The 16162-nt window shown below is 69.5% G+C and carries 16 protein-coding genes; 11 read left to right on the top strand and 5 right to left on the bottom strand.

What is annotated here, in order from left to right; all coding sequences use genetic code 11:
- The first annotated feature begins 193 nt into the window (after positions 1-193).
- Both ACWGH0_RS03685 and ACWGH0_RS03690 read left to right on the top strand, forming a co-directional pair.
- Complete coding sequence (locus ACWGH0_RS03685) at positions 194-979, top strand: DUF6892 domain-containing protein (protein ID WP_453402479.1); 786 nt, start codon at positions 194-196, stop codon at positions 977-979.
- Positions 980-1039: 60 nt separating this feature from the next.
- Positions 1040-1993, top strand: a complete 954-nt coding sequence (locus ACWGH0_RS03690; RefSeq protein WP_453402480.1) for a hypothetical protein — start codon at positions 1040-1042, stop codon at positions 1991-1993.
- 93 nt (positions 1994-2086) lie between these two features.
- Here the strand turns inward: ACWGH0_RS03690 and ACWGH0_RS03695 are convergent, their stop codons facing one another.
- On the bottom strand, positions 2087-3097 hold the full coding sequence (locus tag ACWGH0_RS03695) for a questin oxidase family protein (RefSeq protein WP_453402481.1): 1011 nt from the start codon (positions 3095-3097) through the stop codon (positions 2087-2089).
- 345 nt (positions 3098-3442) lie between these two features.
- Between ACWGH0_RS03695 and ACWGH0_RS03700 the strand changes: the two genes are divergently transcribed.
- From ACWGH0_RS03700 to ACWGH0_RS03715, 4 genes are all read left to right on the top strand, one after another.
- Complete coding sequence (locus ACWGH0_RS03700; protein WP_453402482.1) at positions 3443-4021, top strand: TetR/AcrR family transcriptional regulator; 579 nt, start codon at positions 3443-3445, stop codon at positions 4019-4021.
- A gap of 43 nt (positions 4022-4064) precedes the next feature.
- The gene (locus ACWGH0_RS03705) at positions 4065-4736 is read left to right on the top strand and encodes an enoyl-CoA hydratase-related protein (protein ID WP_453402483.1); all 672 of its coding nucleotides are present in this window, start codon (positions 4065-4067) and stop codon (positions 4734-4736) included.
- 214 nt (positions 4737-4950) lie between these two features.
- A complete protein-coding gene (locus ACWGH0_RS03710; protein WP_453402484.1) occupies positions 4951-5394 on the top strand; it encodes a PaaI family thioesterase in 444 nt (147 codons plus the stop codon).
- Between the two features lie 22 nt (positions 5395-5416).
- A complete protein-coding gene (locus ACWGH0_RS03715; protein WP_453402485.1) occupies positions 5417-6172 on the top strand; it encodes a VOC family protein in 756 nt (251 codons plus the stop codon).
- 116 nt (positions 6173-6288) lie between these two features.
- Here ACWGH0_RS03715 and ACWGH0_RS03720 read toward each other — a convergent pair whose 3' ends face one another.
- A complete protein-coding gene (locus tag ACWGH0_RS03720) occupies positions 6289-6990 on the bottom strand; it encodes a TetR/AcrR family transcriptional regulator (RefSeq protein WP_453402486.1) in 702 nt (233 codons plus the stop codon).
- 118 nt (positions 6991-7108) lie between these two features.
- Between ACWGH0_RS03720 and ACWGH0_RS03725 the strand changes: the two genes are divergently transcribed.
- The gene (locus ACWGH0_RS03725) at positions 7109-8320 is read left to right on the top strand and encodes a saccharopine dehydrogenase family protein (RefSeq protein WP_453402487.1); all 1212 of its coding nucleotides are present in this window, start codon (positions 7109-7111) and stop codon (positions 8318-8320) included.
- A 123-nt stretch (positions 8321-8443) separates the two neighbouring features.
- Entirely contained in the window at positions 8444-8707 is a 264-nt protein-coding gene (locus ACWGH0_RS03730) for a DUF3253 domain-containing protein (RefSeq protein ID WP_453402488.1), read from the top strand.
- Positions 8708-9408: 701 nt separating this feature from the next.
- On the opposite strand, the gene ACWGH0_RS03735 is transcribed toward ACWGH0_RS03730, so the two are convergent.
- The gene (locus ACWGH0_RS03735; RefSeq protein WP_453402489.1) at positions 9409-11130 is read right to left on the bottom strand and encodes a SpoIIE family protein phosphatase; all 1722 of its coding nucleotides are present in this window, start codon (positions 11128-11130) and stop codon (positions 9409-9411) included.
- A 326-nt stretch (positions 11131-11456) separates the two neighbouring features.
- Between ACWGH0_RS03735 and ACWGH0_RS03740 the strand changes: the two genes are divergently transcribed.
- Positions 11457-11735, top strand: coding sequence for a GlsB/YeaQ/YmgE family stress response membrane protein (locus tag ACWGH0_RS03740; protein WP_453402490.1), 279 nt, complete (start codon positions 11457-11459; stop codon positions 11733-11735).
- A 1162-nt stretch (positions 11736-12897) separates the two neighbouring features.
- Here ACWGH0_RS03740 and ACWGH0_RS03745 read toward each other — a convergent pair.
- Complete coding sequence (locus ACWGH0_RS03745; RefSeq protein WP_453402491.1) at positions 12898-13383, bottom strand: Lrp/AsnC family transcriptional regulator; 486 nt, start codon at positions 13381-13383, stop codon at positions 12898-12900.
- Positions 13384-13585: 202 nt separating this feature from the next.
- Here ACWGH0_RS03745 and ACWGH0_RS03750 point away from each other — a divergent pair, with 202 nt between their 5' ends.
- Together ACWGH0_RS03750 and ACWGH0_RS03755 are read left to right on the top strand one after the other, a co-directional pair.
- Entirely contained in the window at positions 13586-14530 is a 945-nt protein-coding gene (locus tag ACWGH0_RS03750; RefSeq protein ID WP_453402492.1) for a DMT family transporter, read from the top strand.
- Positions 14523-15746 (top strand): amino acid aminotransferase, encoded by a 1224-nt coding sequence (locus ACWGH0_RS03755; RefSeq protein ID WP_453402493.1) that lies wholly within the window; start codon positions 14523-14525, stop codon positions 15744-15746. The genes ACWGH0_RS03750 and ACWGH0_RS03755 overlap by 8 nt, the downstream gene beginning before the upstream one ends.
- Before the next feature lie 106 nt (positions 15747-15852).
- On the opposite strand, the gene ACWGH0_RS03760 is transcribed toward ACWGH0_RS03755, so the two are convergent.
- Positions 15853-16143, bottom strand: coding sequence for a DUF7489 domain-containing protein (locus tag ACWGH0_RS03760; RefSeq protein WP_453402494.1), 291 nt, complete (start codon positions 16141-16143; stop codon positions 15853-15855).
- Positions 16144-16162 lie beyond the last annotated feature (19 nt).

Genomic DNA, 16162 nt, shown 5'->3' on the forward strand with positions numbered 1-16162 from the left:
CCGCCGCCGGTACTTGTGCGCCCGGACGGCAGGTGGCCGATGTCGGGCGGGCCACCGTCCGCCGCTGGGCGCCCGACCGGAACACGCCCCGTTCGCAGGCCCGCTCGCCCTGCACGGGAGCACCCCGGCCGCCCTGCCGCGGAACGGCGGCGGGCGGGAGGGGCGCTGTTCCAGCCGGCGGTACAGTCCTGGCATGACCACCGCGAATCCGGTGCGGGAGCTCCCCGACGCCAATCTGCGACTCGCAGTTCTCAGCCGGCTCATGGAAATGGGCACGCTGCCGCTCTTCGAGGTGCCGGACCCGGAAGACGCCCACCGGTGCGGCGGCGACTGCGACGCGGACTGTATGGACTGGCTTGACCGCCCCTGGCAGTACGAGTACCGCGAAGAGGTGGCCGCCGCTCTGCTCGACCTGCCTGTCACGACGGAGCAGTGCGCCACGCTGCGCGAAGTGAAGTGGCACCCGTCGGCCCAGGCAATCTCCATGATCTGGAGCGAATGGGGAGGCGCCTGCGACGAGTTCAACGTCCGGTCGCTGGAGGGCATCGGTGTCGCACTGCCCGCTCTGGAAGTGCTGCACCTGGAGATGACCGAAGTCACCGACCTGACCCCGCTCACCTCCTGCGGTCGGCTGCGCGAGCTCACACTGGCCGGGGGATACGACGACGAGACCGACCTCGGACCGCTCTCCCTGATCCCAACGCTGCGTACGCTGGTCCTCACGTCCAAGCTCGTCCGGGACCTGAGCCCTCTTGCCGGCCTGCCACTTGAGCACCTCACCCTCGACGGCTGCCACGACGGCAGCCACGCCAACGTGATCGACCTCGGCCCCCTGGAGCGCATGCCGTCGCTGCGGACGGTCGACTACCGGCGATACGCGCGCGTGAGAGGCGACGAGCATCCGGTGATCGCTGCGTTCGACAATGCCCGTGTCATCGACGCGCTGGCACAGCGCGGGGTCACCCTCGCCCTGGAGTGACGAAGCGGCCGGAGGTGCCTGTACGAGACGTTTCGTGATAATTCATGGTAGATACGATCCGTGCCGCATCCGGAGAAGCCGAATCCCGAGAGCCGCCGCAGGGAGCTCTCCCCACCACGCTCGCTGCTGGCGTCGGTCGTCACCGATCCCGGGCACCTGCCCGAAATCCTCGCCGAGTTCGCTGTTCGGAGGATGGGCCCGGCCGTACCCGCAGCCATCGCCCGGCTACGGCAGAACCATCCCGGCGCCACCGAGGCCGAGCTGCGGGCCCGGGTGGTCGCTCGTGGCCGACGGGCCGTCGTGTCGGAGGGATCCCTCGTGGGCGGCCCCTTCCTTGTCCTCATTCCCGTCGCCTTCTGCGCGGCACTGCTCACCCAGGCACGTACGGTTTTGGAACTGGCCGCCCTCGACGGCCGCGACCCCACGGCGCGCGCCCGCGCCGGCGAACTCCTCGTCCTTCAGGGCGTGTACAAGGACACTGCGGAGGCTCTCGACGCGCTCGCCCGATCGGAACGTGCCCCGCGCGCACCCGCCCGCTGGAGGCGATGGACAGCCCTGTGGCGCGTCACCGTGCGCATGGCCCACATCCTCGGTGTGCTCACGCCGGGGGACCGGAAGCCGGACACGGGCCCACGCGTACGCCGAGTAGCGAGCGGCGCCTGGCAATGGCTGCTCCTCGGCGCCGTCATTCTGGTCGGAATGGTCGCCCCCCTCGTGTGGCTGCCCTACATGGCGGTGGCCTACCAGCGCGTCGACGCCCGTCTGGCAGACCGTGTCTTCGCCTTCTACTTCGCCGATACCGCACCCGTAGCCTCCCGTCCACAGCCGGAAGTAGCGGCGGCCGCAGTACGCGCGCTCCTCTCCCTCCTGCTGCCGTGCGTGCTGGTAGCCATGACCTTCCTGGCCGGCCTGCGCATCGCCGACAGCCACTGGCCGGTCCTCGGCATCACCCTCGCCACGGCGTCCGTAACGGTCGGTGGGCTGTGGTACTGGCGGCGTCACCGGCCGCTCTGAAGCCGGCATGGTGTGCGGAGAAGCCATGTCCACTCAGGATGGGAAGTGCAGCGACCGGGCGCTGTGGGACGCCGTGCGCGTGCGTAGCGGTGGCTAGGCCGGCGGCTTGCTCAGTTCGACCGAGCGCAGGGCCGCCGCGAGTGCCTGTTCGTCGCCGACGTCGAGGGCCGTGTCGGTCAGTTTGATGACGTGTTCGTCGCCGTGTGCCAGGGCGCGCTCGAAGATTTCTTCGGGGGTGAAGGTGCCCGGCGGGGTGTACGTGACCGGGGTGCGGGGTGCGTACATCGCGGTCACCGCAGCGGATGCCGTCCAGGCGGCCCGCAGGCTCGGAACCCACAGGACGTGCGGGAGCGCGGGCAGGGCGCGCAGGACGGCGTTGGGGGCCGTCGCCGCGTGGACCAGCATGGTCTCCTCGCCGTGGCCATGGGTGGCGTACCGGTGGGTGGCAGCCCGCACCAGTTCGCTGAGGCGGCGGCGTGCCTCGTTCGCGTCCGTGATCGCGGGCGCCCACACCGGAAGGCCGGTGACGCGGTCGAGCCGTGCGGCGAAGCCGCCGTCCTGTGCGGCGATGGGCGTTACCGAGTCGAGTGTTCCGGCCGCGCTGTCGCCGCCGGGCAGCGCGGCGACATGGGTGACGAAGCGGAAGCGGGCGGCCCAGTAGCCGAGGCCGTGGGCGAGTTCGGCCAGCCGCGGCTCCGTGGTCTCGCCGGCCAGAAGAGTGCGCACAGCGTGGCCCACTCGGATCACGGGATGCGTAGAGCCGCCGTACATGCCAGGCAGAAGACGAGGCCACCACTCGGCCAGCACGTCACGCCAGGGACGCTCGGCGATCTCACGGCCGAAGTGGTCGATCCAGTCGGCGGCGCGGCGTTCATCGCCGAGAGCCAGGCGCCAGTTGGCGTGCGTGACCGGCTCGACGCCGGTCGGAAACGCCTCAAGTTTGCCGGCATACAGGTCCAGCCACCGGTGCACCGAGTCGGCCCGGCCACGCGCGGCCAGGGCTTCGACAGCCATCGGCGCGTGATTGGTGAGCCGTCCGAGCCGCTCCGGCCCTGAACTGTGCAAACGCTGGAGAGCCTCGTCGAGAATGCCCGTCGTATCCATGGTGAGGACGGTAGGCGAGGCACCTCGGTGACGTAACCGGCTGAAGGCTTAGGACCGGGCCTAGGTCCGGCCGTCGAACCAGCGCTTGGGTGCCTGGCAATTTGTCTTCTGCCGTGCCGGGTTGGCCGCTGCGCTCTGCGGCTCGGGCTGGGTGACAAGAGCCCGGGCCCGCTGGAGGGTTGCGGTGAGGAGCGCGGGGCGAGGTGGAATCACGACGTTCTCGCCTCTTGCATGTTCTATGCCATAGCCCATAAGTTACCGACAGGTAGCTCGCGGTGCGGGTCACCTCGTCGCGAGAGGGGCGGTGGGCGGGTGAGTCCGCGCAAGAGTGACAGTCGTGACCGGATGATCCTCAGCGCTGCCGCTCTGCTGCGCGAGTACGGCGCGAGCGCGACCAGCGTCGATCGGGTGCTCGCTCACAGCGGAGCCCCTCGGGGCTCGGTCTATCACCACTTCCCCGGTGGGCGGGCTCAGCTCATCGACGAGGCGGTGGCCCTGGCGGGGGACTTCATAGCGGGGCTGATCGACGCCGCCGTGCAGGCGGACGATCCGGTGCGGGCCGTCGACGCGTTCTTCGTGCTGTGGCGCGACCGGCTCGTCGAAAGCGGCTTCCGGGCGGGCTGCCCCATCGTGGCCGTGGCCGTGGAGACCAATGACGACGCGCCTCGGCTCGCCCGCTCCGCCGCCGCCGTCTTCGCCCGATGGCAGGAGGCTCTCGCTGCTCTGTTCGTGCGGCACGGACTCACCGAGGAGCGCAGCCGCCGGCTGGGCTCCTTCATCGTTGCCGCGGTCGAGGGCGCGGTGATCATGTGCCGGGCCGAGCAGAGCACCGCCCCGATCGAGGCCGCCGCTGCCGAGATCCACGACCTGCTCCTCCACGCCCTGCGCGACCGACCCGGTGTACGTCCCGACCCTCGGCCGTAGCCCTCAGCACCTGACCCACTCAGTCCAGCTCGAAGGAGTCGCCATGCCCTCGCTCGACCGCCACGACAACGTCTTCGTCCTCGACCTCGGAGACGGAGAGAACCGCTTTCACCCCGACTGGCTCACCGCCGTCGGCGCCGCGCTCGACGAGGTGGAAAAGGCGGAAGGCCCCCGCGCCCTGGTCACCGCCGCCACCGGCAAGTTCTACTCCAACGGACTCGACCTGGAGTGGCTGTTCGCCCACGCCGACCAGCACCAGGCGTACGTCGTCTCCGTCCACGAGCTGCTCGCGCGGCTGCTGTCGCTGCCGGTCATCACGGTGGCCGCACTGCAGGGGCACACTTTCGCCGCCGGCGCGATGTTCTCCCTCGCCCACGACTTCCGTGTGATGCGCGCGGACCGCGGCTACTGGTGCCTGCCCGAAGCGGACATCAACATCCCCTTCACCCCCGGCATGGCCGCACTGATCCAGTCCCGGCTGACGCCGCAGACCGCGCACGAGGCCATGCTCACCGCCCACCGATACGGCGGCGCCGACGCCGCGGCCGCCGGCATCGTCGACCGGGCCGTGGGCGAGGACGCTGTGCGCTCCACTGCGATCGAGATCGCCCAGGCGCAGGTGAACAAGGCCGGCGACACCATCGGCACGATCAAGGCGCGGATGTACGCACCGGCGCTCGCCACCTTGCGCGACACCGCCAACCCGCTCGGCTGAGCCGCCAGCGCACCGCATCCCGGGCACTTTGCCCCGGGGTGCGGGCCGCCCCGGCCGCCCACCGCCTGAGGCGACCTGCCCCGGCGCGACCCCATCACCGGCACCCCCTGGCGCAGGCACGTCCCCGCCCGCATCGAGTCCCTTCCCGCCCGACGCACGCCCGCCCGCCACGCGGGGCAGCACCACCACCGGCACCACACAAGGAGTACGACCCGTGACCACCACCGACCTCGCCGCCATGACCGGCCTGGAACTGATGCGCTGGGTGCAGACCGAACGCCCCGCCGACATCCCCTCCATCGGCCGCCTGCTCGGCATGCGCTTCGACGAGGTCGACCACGGCCGCATCGTCATCTCCCTCGACACCCGACCCGACTTCGCCAACCCCCTGGGCACCGTCCACGGCGGTATCGCCGCCACCCTGCTCGACTCCGCCATGGGCTGCGCCGTCCACACCACCCTCCCCGCCGGCGCCGGCTACACCACCCTCGAACTCAAGGTCAACTACATCCGAGCCGCCCGCACCGACGGGCAGACCCTCACTGCCGAGGGAACCGTCATCCACGCCGGCCGCCGTACCGCCACCGCCGAGGGCAAGGTGCTGGACGGCCAGGGCAAGCTGATCGCACACGCCACCACCACCTGCATGATTCTTTGAGACACTTCCGGGAGACCTACGGATGACTCTTCAGCTGCACGCGCTCTGCTTCGACGCACACGACCCACTCCGTCTCGCGCGCTTCTGGGCGGCCTTTCTCGGCTGGGAGACGACCAAGGACTCCTCCGACGACATCACGCTGCTGCCCCGGGATGACACCGGGTTCCGGCTCCGCTTCCTCCCCACCTGGGAACGGAAGAGCGGCCAGAACTACATGCACTTCGATCTGACGAGCACGTCCCTGGACGATCAGCAGCAAGTGGTGGAGAGGGCGCTCGCACTCGGCGCCCGGCACATCGACGTCGGCCAGAGCCCGGAGGACGGGCATGTGGTGCTCGCCGACCCGGAGGGCAATGAGTTCTGTGTCATCGAGCCGGGGAACCGCTTCCTGGCCGAGTGCGGATTCGTCGGAGCGCTGGCGGGCGACGGTTCTCAGGAGGCCGGGTACTTCTGGAGCCGAGCACTGGGCTGGCCGCTGGTCTGGGACCAGGACGAAGAGACCGCGATCCGCTCACCGCACGGCGGTCCGAAGGTGACATGGGGCGGTCCGCCCCTGATGCCGAAGACGGGGAAGGAACGGCTGCACTTCGACCTCGCACCACCGGCCGGCTGTGACCAGCAGGCGGAGGTCGACCGGCTCGTCTCCCTCGGGGCGACGCGCATCGACATCGGCCAAGGGGACGTCGACTGGGTGGTGATGGCCGACCCGGACGGTCACGAGTTCTGTGTGCTGACCCCCCGACAGGCGGGGTCTTCGGTGGTGGGTGGCTCCTCATAGCAAGGCCCGCGTCGCCCGATGCCTTCCTGGCGGGCGCCGGTTGTGGCGGCGTCGATGGCGAGGTCGCAGGGAACAGCGTGGACCCGGCTGCGGCGAAAACGGGGTGAACGGCCGGCTCAGCCGGTTGCGAGCCGCGCCGTCGCGCTGTCGAACAGCATCTCTAGGGCGGTGGGATAGGCGCTGTCGTTCATGCGCGCGACCAACAGGGGCGCTGTGGCGGCGATGTTCGGGTGGGTCTCGGGGGACAGCCGGGCGTAGGTGGCGCGCCAGACTTCCTCGTCGGCCGTACGGGCCGATTCGGGGAGGGCGAGGCTGGCGGCGTCGAGAGCGGCGAAGGCGAGGGTCTGGTCGATGAACGCCTGGTAGATGCGCACCGCGTCGGGGTCGGGAAAGCCGGCGGAGCGCAGAATGCCGAGGACGGCCTCGTCGGTGGCGATCTCGTTGACCCGGCCACTGACGCGGTTGGCCGTGAGGACGGCCGCTTCCGGATGGGCGAGGTAGGCGGTGTGGATGCGCAGGCCGACATCGCGCAGGTCGGCGCGCCAGTCGCCGGTGGCCCCCCAGCCTCGCATGGCGCGTCCGATCAGTTCGTCGGCGATGGCCAGTGTCAGGTCGTCCGTGCCGCGGAAGTAGCGGTACAGAGTGCTGGGATCGGCGCCGAGCGCCACGCCGAGGCGCCGCACGGTCAGCCCTTCCCTGCCGTGCTCGTGCAGCATGCGCAGCGCGGTCTCCACGATCAGCTGCTCCGTGAGGACGACGCCCCGCTTGGTCGGTTTCCGGCGTCGCCGGTCCGTCTCCGGCACCACTTTCTTCGCCACGGCGACTCCCTGTCTCGGCTCGGGGCATCTTATGCCAACGCGGTTGACGCTTTTTGGGGCGGGCCCGTTTCATGAGCCGTCCAGGGCTTCGGCCTCCCCGTGGAAAGGCACCTTTGACATGCGAGTACTGCTTGTGGGCGCGGGCGGTGTGGGCACCGCGATCACCAGGATCGCCGCCCGCCGTTCCTTCTTCGACCACATGGTCGTCGCCGACTACGACGTCTCCAGGGCCGAAGCGGCCGTGGCCGCACTGACCGAGGGCTCGCAGCGGTTCAGCGCGGCGCGCGTCGACGCCTCGGACCAGGGGGCGGTCACCGACCTGCTGCGGCGGGAGCGGTGCGATGTGCTGCTCAACGCGACCGACCCGCGATTCGTCATGCCACTCTTCGAAGCCGCGCTGGCGGCCGGCGCGCACTACCTGGACATGGCGATGTCACTGTCCTCTCCCCACCCCGACCGACCGTACGAGGAGTGCGGGACCAAGCTCGGTGACGACCAGTTCGACCGCGCCGCCGAGTGGGAGAAGGCCGGCCTGCTCGCGCTCGTCGGCGTCGGCGTGGAGCCCGGTCTCTCGGACGTCTTCGCCCGCTACGCCGCCGAGGAACTGTTCGACGACATAGAGGAGATCGGGGTTCGTGACGGTGCGAACCTGACGGTCGACGGTTACGACTTCGCTCCCTCGTTCTCCATCTGGACGACGATCGAGGAGTGCTTGAACCCGCCGGTGGTCTGGGAGAAGGACCGCGGGTGGTTCACCACCGCCCCCTTCAGCGAGCCGGAGGTCTTCGACTTCCCCGAGGGCATCGGGCCGGTCGAATGTGTCAACGTCGAACACGAAGAGGTGCTGCTGATGCCGCGCTGGGTGGACGCGCGGCGTGTCACCTTCAAGTACGGACTGGGTGACGAGTTCATCGAGACGTTGAAGACGCTCCACAAGCTGGGCCTGGACCGCACCGGGAAGGTGACCCTGCCCGGCGGCGCCGAGGTCTCGCCGCGCGACGTCGTCGCGGCCTGCCTGCCCGACCCGGCAACGCTCGGCGAGCGTATGCGCGGCAAGACGTGCGCGGGAACCTGGGTGAAGGGAACCAAGGACGGCCGTGCGCGCGAGGTCTACCTCTACCACGTCGTCGACAACCAGTGGTCGATGGCCGAGTACGGCTCGCACGCCGTGGTCTGGCAGACCGCCATCAATCCGGTCGTCGCCCTGGAACTGCTGGCGAACGGCACCTGGACCGGCACCGGCGTCCTCGGCCCCGAAGCCCTCGCGCCCGGTCCCTACCTGGACCTGCTCACCGCGTACGGCTCCCCATGGGGCATGCGCGACCAGTGACCCGTCAACGCCCCGGCCTCCCGGGCCGGGGCACTCGGGCGCGCCTCCAGCCCCTCCTGCGCTCTCCTGCGACAGCGCGGCCGATGCCCTGACGTCCGCGGCGATACTGGAGGAGTGACGGACATGGATCAGCAGAGGGACCGGCGCCTGGAACAAGCCATCCTCGACCTGCTGCGGCGTCGTGGCCCGTCAGCGACGATCTGTCCCTCCGACGCCGCGCGGGCGGTGTACGCGGGGGACGACGACGGTTGGCGGGCGCTCATGGAACCGGCCCGTCGCGCGGCCCGGCGGCTGGTCGCGGCCGGAAAGGTCGAAATCACCCAACGTGGCCACGCTGTCGAGGCGGCCGAGGCCCGTGGCCCGATCCGTATCCGCCGCGCTCATTGACGCACCCGCACCGTCCGACGGGCATCCGCGCCTCTCACCGCACCGCTCCTTCCCAGGCCGTCATGGAGCGTTCTGTGGCCGTCCGCGGCGCCGGCGGTCGCTGAGGTCGACTCGCCAGGCAGTGATCTGCGCCGCGTGGTGGTGTGCGGCGTGGGGTCACACAACGCAGGCGTGCCAATACACACTCACAGGCATTCAGCGATCGCCGGCCGGTGGTTCGCATTGAGGGGCCGGGGGCGGGGGCGTCATAGCCTCCGGATGTGGAGGACACTGGGCGCATGGCCCTACCGAATACGCATGATTGCTCGGCTTGCTCGAACGGAGCCACCCCGGAAGAAGTCCTCCACGAAGACCTTGTCGTCGGAGCGCCTCTGTCCATGGATCATCTCACCGACGCCGAACGCCTCGACCGGTTCGCCCGCAAGTACGCCCACGATCGTTGCCAGGTCAGAGAGGTCCGGCGAGTTCCGCACGACGGCTTGAGCGGGTACGCCTGGGCCGTCCGTTTCACGGAAAGTTCTTGATGAGTTGATCACAGGCAGCTCAGGAAGGTGCCGGCCGAGGGTGAGCCCCCGGCCCACTGGACAGCCTGGGCCCCGCGTAGCGAATGATGTTGCTGTGGTCTGACCGAGCGTGGCGAGCCCTTGCGTGCTCTTGTTGTCAGCTGTCGTCACGCCACTCGTGGAAACATCCTGCGCCGGTTACCTATGTGCTGAGGTGGGTGTACGCAACGCGATCATGGCGACGTCGTCGTCGTTGTCGTGGGGGCGGACCTGGTCCAACAGGGCGTCACAGAAGAAGTCCAGGGGGCGGTGCGCGAGAGAGGCCGCATGTCGGCGCAGCCGGTTCAGTCCTTGGTCGATGGAGTGTTTCGGGGACTCGACGAGTCCGTCGGTGTACAGCACAAGCGTCGATCGGGGCGGTAGGACAGCAACGGCGTCGGGGCGGGGTCTGGTGGCTCCGGTCCCGAGCAGTATGCCGTGAGCTTCGTCGAGGTAGTGTGCTTGACCGTCGTGTGTGACGAGGAGGGGCGGCGGGTGGCCGGCGTTCGTCCAGCGCAGTCGCCACAGTCCGTCGTCACCGAGTGCGAGCCTGGCCAGGACCATGGTCGCCATGGGGACCTCGGCTATGTGCATCACCGCCTCGTCGAGCCGTGTGACGACGGCACTGGGGGCGGCCTCCGGGTCGGACCAGGCGAAGGCACGCAGCATGTTGCGGACCTGGGCCATACCGGCTGCGGCGTCGAGATCGTGCCCGACGACATCGCCGATGGCCAGTGCATGGGCGTGGGCAGCCAGAGCGAAGGCGTCGTACCAGTCACCGCCCACAGCAGAGGCGTCCGGAGCGGGCACGTATCGCGCGGCCATCTCGAGCCCGGGCAGCCCGGGCAGCTGGGGCAGCAGGTGGCGTTGCATGGTTTCGGCGACCTTGCGCTGGCGCTGATACAGACGCGCATTGTCCAGTGCCAGGCCAGCCCGGCGGGTGAGGTCCTCCAGCAGCGGCAGGTCGGCCGGGGTGAAGGCGTCAAGGCGCTGGGCGCGGCCTAGGGTCAGAGCGCCGAGTACGTCGCGCAAACCTCGGATGGGTGCGATGACGGCGGAGTGCATCCCCGTCTCGGTGAACAAGCGCTGCTGCTCGACCGCGATGCCCGAATCGGGTGGGCCATGATAGGTGGCCGGACCGGCAAGTGAGGAAGCGGCGCCACGCAGAGCCCGCGACAGAGGCATGGGGGACTCTTCTGGCACGGGGGGCATCGGGCCGTGCAAATCATCCCGTTCGACGAGAACGCCGTCCTTGTGCTGTACCACCAGAACACGCCGTACTTCGTCGCGTTCGGTGAGGAGATCGAACACCGCCCAGTCTGCGAGCCTGGGCACGGTCAGGGCCGCCAGCCGGTGCAGCGCCTCGTCCACGTCCAAGGTGGAGGTGACTTGTGTGGTCGTCTCCGCCAGCAGCGCCAGGCGATCCAGTTCTGTCAGGGGTGTCGAGTACCCGTCCTCGCTCGGGTGCGGTTCCTCCTGCTTCGACTCGTACAACAGCGTCAGCGCGCCGGTCAGCCCCGGACCCGCCGAGTACGGCGTGACCAGCCAGGCCAACTGGACGATAGTGCCGTCCCCGCGGGCGAACCACTCGGCGTGGCCGTGCCTGGTGTCCCTCGTGAGGAGCGCGCTCCTCAGCCTGCAGCGGGTGCGCGGCATGGGGTGTCCGTGCTCGTCACGGTGGAGCAGGTCGTGGAAGTCCTGACCGGTGAGTTCCGTGGAATCTCTTCCCAGCAAGCTCTGGGCTGCGCTGTTGGCCGCCAGGATGAGGCCATCGTCGTCCACCGCGATGGCGGACGCCGCCATGGTTTCCAGAGTTCTGTGCAGGGCTTGGTGCCCGGACATGGGGATGCCTCCGGTGCCGGGAGCGGCGACGTCGTCCATGTCTCTTCCTTATCTGGGCGCGAATTCGTCCGAGTACCCCCAGACGGCCGCAACAAGCACCCGGGTCGAGGAAACCCCGTCATCAACGCCGATTGGCCACACGATGGTGAGGCCCGGCACCGTGCCGCCCATCTGGACACCTACGTCACGAATCTGGACATCTACGTCATGAAGCAGGGCTTCGACTCCGCAGGTCCATCTGATCGGTTTCCTCAGGGCCGGCTTCCTTCCCAAGCTGAATGATCAAGGTATTGAGGCGTTTGGAAACCTCCGCTTGGTGCAGACGGTGTTTACAGGGACTTTATCCATCGAGGTAGGAGCGCATCATGGGCATTCTGGCTTGGATACTCATCGGGCTGTTGGCCGGCCTCATCGCCAAGGCCCTGATGCCGGGCAAGGACCCGGGCGGCATCATCATCACCATGCTGATCGGCATCGCGGGGGGCCTGCTCGGCGGCTGGCTCGGCAAGGTGATCTTCGGCGTCGACTCCATCGACGGCTTCTTCGACCTCTCCACTTGGATCGCCGCCATCATCGGCTCCCTCATCCTCCTCGCTGTCTATCGTCTGGTCACCGGCAACAAGCGCCACCACAGCCGGGCCTGAGCGGCGAAGTTCCACCCGGAAAGGCTCCGCCTCTTCTCTGAGGCGGAGCCTTTCCGCTGTCGCTGTCACGAGGACCGCGCCGAACACCGGTCACGGGAACACCGCGTCAATCTGTGGCGGCGCTGCCCCGGCTGGCCGACGCTCCATTCCCGCAGTCGGCGGTCGCTACCGGAACACAAGGAGCGCACCCGCACCCTGGTGCCGCGCGAGGGCGTGCGAGCTGCGGCGCTTGAGAGTGGGAAGTGCGGCCTCCGGAAGCGTCTGACAACGTGGTGCGGGATTGGCTGTTGCCGATCGGGGATGCCGGGCATTCGTCTGGATCGACGACGCATCACCGAGGCGGACCGCGCCTGGGTGGAGGAAATCCACGGCGGTCCCGCCCTACGTACCCAGCCGGCCCTGATGCGTCCTGGCCCTTGACGAGTTCGCCGCACTGACCGCCTGGGGTGGCTCCGCAGGGTCGCCGATCAACCGTGGCGCGGTTCCGCCGCCCGTGCTGAGTCCCCAAGCGGTGCCTGTGCCGCGTGCAGTCGCTCAGGCAACGGCGGGGCGTACCGACTTGAAGTCGACGGCCCTGTCCGCCTCCCGGAGCACCGCCTCGGCGACCCGGCGTGCCTGGGTCGGCACGTCTCCGCGGTCCAGGACGAGGCGCGTGTAGATCGGAGCATCACTCGGTGCCAGTCCGGCGCCGTTCCTGCTGATGCACTGCCGTGGCTTTCCCCCGGTGACGAAACGGTCAGCTCGAGGCGCGCGGGGCCGGCCACGAAGAGGCCGGTCGAAAGCGATCGCACGCGGAGCGCGTCGGTCAGCGGCAGGACCGTGCTGCGGCTGACCGACGCCCCGAGGACTGGCTACCACCCGCGCCGCATGGGCGTCGGGTCGTCACCCTCGACTCCCAGACGTCCGCAGGGTCCCTGGCCGCGCGGACGTGCTGCACTTGTTCTCCCTGGCCGCCTCTTCCTCGCCGCCGGGGCGGATCACGCCGGCGCAGCCGGGGGAGACGTATCCGGAGACCGGGTACGTCGTCTCGTATCCCACCGACTACGAGCAGCGGTACGGGCTGCCGGCCGTGCGACCGCCCGTGGCGGGCGTCCACCGTGGAGGGCGGAAGACCGGCGGACGGGTTCCGACCGCTCGCTGCGAGGGCCGGAACCGAGCCGCGTCAGGCTGGCCAGGGGGAGGGGCGCGGTGGCGCGGGGCGGGGATAGATGCGGGACTGCTTGACGCTGCCGAAGGCGAAGCTGGACTGGATCGAGGCGATGCCCGGGATGGCGTGGATACGGTCGCGGACGAGGCGCTCGTACGCTTCGAGGCTCTCGGTGACGATGCGGAGCAGGTAGTCGCTGTCCCCAGTCATCAGGTAGCAGTCCTGGATGTGCTCGATCCGGCCCACGTGCTCCTCGAAGGTGCCGACCATGTCGGACGTGTGCCGCTCCAGGCGGATGTTCACGAAGACGGTGATCGGAAGACCGAACGACAACTGGTCCACGATCGCGGTGTAGCCCTTGATGAGACCTGCCTCCTCCAGCCGCCGGACCCGGCGCAGGCACGGCGACGGCGACAGGCGGACGCGGTCGGCCAGCTCCTGGTTCGACAGCCGCCCGTCGGCTTGCAATTCGCGGACGATCTGTAGGTCTACGGCGTCCATCGGGGCTCTCCTTGGCAGATTCTGCCCCCAGGCTAGGAATCCGGGGTGGAAATAGCAATCGTCTGCCCCGCGTCCTGCTCTAGCGTTGCGGAGGCCCTGAGGAACCCGGCGGAGGCCGGTATTGCCGCGCCGTCCACCATGCCCCGCCGGAGGAACCGCCTTGCGTACGACCGAGCGCGCCCCTGCGCCTCCACCTGCCCCCGTGGAGCCTGCCCCCATCGAGCCTGCCCCCGCGGGTCGGACCGGCAGGCGTCCGGGCGAGTTCGCGGGCATGGCGGCGCTGCTGCTGACGGTGGCGATCTGGGCCGGGTTCGCTCTCAGCGCGCGGGCTCTCAGCACGTCGACGCTCGACCCTGCGGATGCCGCGCTCCTGCGGTTCGGTGTGCCGCTGCTGGTCCTGGCGCCGGCGCTGTGGCGCCGACGCAGGCGCTACGCCTCCGTCGGCCGATGGACAGCACTCAAGATCATTTGCGGCGCAGGAGTGCCGTTCTTCCTGGCCGCGATGTACGGCGGCTCGCTCACCTCGACGGCCTTCGTGGGGGCGATCGTGCCCGGCATGGTCCCGCTCTTCGTCTCCGCGCTCATGGTGGCCACCGGGCGCGGTGTCCCGAAGCGGATGCAGGCGGCCGGGCTCTGCCTGATCGCCACGGGAGTCGTCGCCCTCCTCTCGCCGTACGTCGTCGCGGTCGACATGGACGTCCTGTTCGGATCCGGCCTGCTGCTCGTGGCCAGCGGGCTGTGGGCGCTGTACACCGTCGGGCTGCGTGAGGTGGATCTCGATCCCATCGGGTCGATCGGACTGCTGTGCGCGCCCTCGTTCGTGGTGGTGGCCCTGCTCGTCCTGACCGGCGTACTCCCCACCAACCTCGCCGCGGCGACCTGGCCCGACCTGACGCTCTTCCTGCTGATGCAGGGCGTGGGCGTCGGCCTCTGCGCCGGCCTGCTGTACGCCTTCGCCATCCGGCGCCTGGGCGCCGAGCGCAGCGCCGTAGTCGGCAGTCTCAGTCCCGTCGTCGCGACTCTGCTGGCCATCCCGATTCTGGACGAGCCGCTGACGGTGGCTGTGCTCGTCGGCGTACCACTCATCACCCTCGGCGTCCTCCTCGCCAATTCCCGTACTCGTCCCAAGGTGCTCCCCGATGCTTGAGCTGCTCAGCCCTCCTCCCACCGATCCGCTGTTCGCCCTGGTCGCCGAGCTCGGCGCCGTCGCCCGCCCCGAGCGGCTGGACCTCCTGGTCGGCGTCTACCGGGACCAGAGCGGGACCACACCGGTGATGGCCGCGGTCCGCGAGGCCGAACTGCGGCTGGCGGAGCGGGGCGAATCCAAGGAGTACCGGGGTCTGTCGGGCAACCGGGCGTTCAACCGGGCGATGACTTCCACCGTGCTGGGCACCGACGACCTGGTGTCCCGGGCGACGGCGATACAGACCGTGGCCGGTACGGGGGCACTGAACCTGCTCGCCGAGTTCGTCCACCGGACCGCTCCCGGTGCGACCGTCTGGATCAGCGACCCGTCGTACGTTAACCACCGGCCGATCCTGGAATCCGCGGGCCTGACCGTGCGCACGTACCGCTACCTCGACGCCGAGGGCCGGCCCGACCAGGCCGGCCTGCTGCGCGACCTGGGCGAGGCCCGGCGCAACGATGTCGTCCTGATCCAGGGCTGCTGCCACAACCCCACCGGCGTCGACCTGTCGGCCGAAGCGTGGGACGCGCTGACCGACCTCGCCGCTCACCACGGCTGGGTGCCCTTCGTCGACCTCGCGTACCACGGACTCGGCGACGGTCTGGAGGCGGATCTGCGGCCCACCCGCACGATGGCCTCGCGGGTCGAGGAGATGCTCATCGCCGTGAGCTGCTCGAAGAACTTCGGTCTCTACAGCGAGCGGACCGGCTGCGCCATCGTTCTCGGTCCTTCCCGGCAGGCGCTGCGCCATGTGGAGTCGACCTTGCAGAACGTCGCCCGGGTGCTCTACTCCATGCCGCCCGAGCACGGCGCCGCCGTTGTCACCACGATCCTGGACGACCCGGGCCTGTACACCACCTGGCGAGTCGAACTCGACTCGATGCGCACCCGTATCAACGCCAACCGGTCCGATCTCGTGGCCCACCTCGACTCGCTAGGTTGCGACCGGCCGGCGAGGATCCTCGCGCAGCAGAAGGGCATGTTCTCGATGCTGCCGCTGACTTCGGAGGACATGCGCCGCCTGCGGGAGGAGTTCGCGGTATACGGCACGGGATCGGGTCGCATCAACATCGCCGGTGTGTCCGCCCACCGCATCCCATACCTCGCGAGCAGTATCGCCGCAGTCCTGGACACCTCCGCCCGCCCCGTCCCGGACGCGCGCCTCGCCCACCACTAGCCTCCTCACCGGGGTCATCCCGGCAGACGGCCACTTCTCAATGTGCTGCCGGGGCGTCGCTACCGCAGCCCCGCAGCCTCGCGGTCGGGACGGCGGCCGGGAAACGCTATTCCGCCTTCGTGGGCCAGCGTGACCCGGGCAGTTTGACGATGCGGTCGCCCACAGCGAACACGTCGTACACCTCCGGGCTCACCTGCACGGTGAACTCCTGGCCGCTGTCGGCGCGGACCGTCAGCAGATTGTCGTGACGCATCCCCGTGGTGAGGGTGACGTCTCGCGTGAACCGGGCGATCACTTCGCCGGCGTACTGACGGTCCACTTCCCGGTTCACCTGGCCCGCCAGGCCCCACAGGACCATGATCAGGGGCAGTACCGCCAGAACAAAGAAGATCCACATGCCGCCGCCCCCGGTCGTC

The organism is Streptomyces sp. NPDC054887, assembly GCF_053610585.1.

Coding starts and splice junctions, on each gene's coding strand:
- ACWGH0_RS03755 (WP_453402493.1), top strand. CDS start 14,523: ATGCTTGAGCTGCTCAGCCCTCCTCCCACCGATCCGCTGTTCGCCCTG.
- ACWGH0_RS03705 (WP_453402483.1), top strand. CDS start 4,065: ATGCCCTCGCTCGACCGCCACGACAACGTCTTCGTCCTCGACCTCGGA.
- ACWGH0_RS03685 (WP_453402479.1), top strand. CDS start 194: ATGACCACCGCGAATCCGGTGCGGGAGCTCCCCGACGCCAATCTGCGA.
- ACWGH0_RS03735 (WP_453402489.1), bottom strand. CDS start 11,130: ATGGACGACGTCGCCGCTCCCGGCACCGGAGGCATCCCCATGTCCGGG.
- ACWGH0_RS03730 (WP_453402488.1), top strand. CDS start 8,444: ATGGATCAGCAGAGGGACCGGCGCCTGGAACAAGCCATCCTCGACCTG.
- ACWGH0_RS03760 (WP_453402494.1), bottom strand. CDS start 16,143: ATGTGGATCTTCTTTGTTCTGGCGGTACTGCCCCTGATCATGGTCCTG.
- ACWGH0_RS03725 (WP_453402487.1), top strand. CDS start 7,109: ATGCGAGTACTGCTTGTGGGCGCGGGCGGTGTGGGCACCGCGATCACC.
- ACWGH0_RS03740 (WP_453402490.1), top strand. CDS start 11,457: ATGGGCATTCTGGCTTGGATACTCATCGGGCTGTTGGCCGGCCTCATC.
- ACWGH0_RS03695 (WP_453402481.1), bottom strand. CDS start 3,097: ATGGATACGACGGGCATTCTCGACGAGGCTCTCCAGCGTTTGCACAGT.
- ACWGH0_RS03745 (WP_453402491.1), bottom strand. CDS start 13,383: ATGGACGCCGTAGACCTACAGATCGTCCGCGAATTGCAAGCCGACGGG.
- ACWGH0_RS03700 (WP_453402482.1), top strand. CDS start 3,443: ATGATCCTCAGCGCTGCCGCTCTGCTGCGCGAGTACGGCGCGAGCGCG.
- ACWGH0_RS03715 (WP_453402485.1), top strand. CDS start 5,417: ATGACTCTTCAGCTGCACGCGCTCTGCTTCGACGCACACGACCCACTC.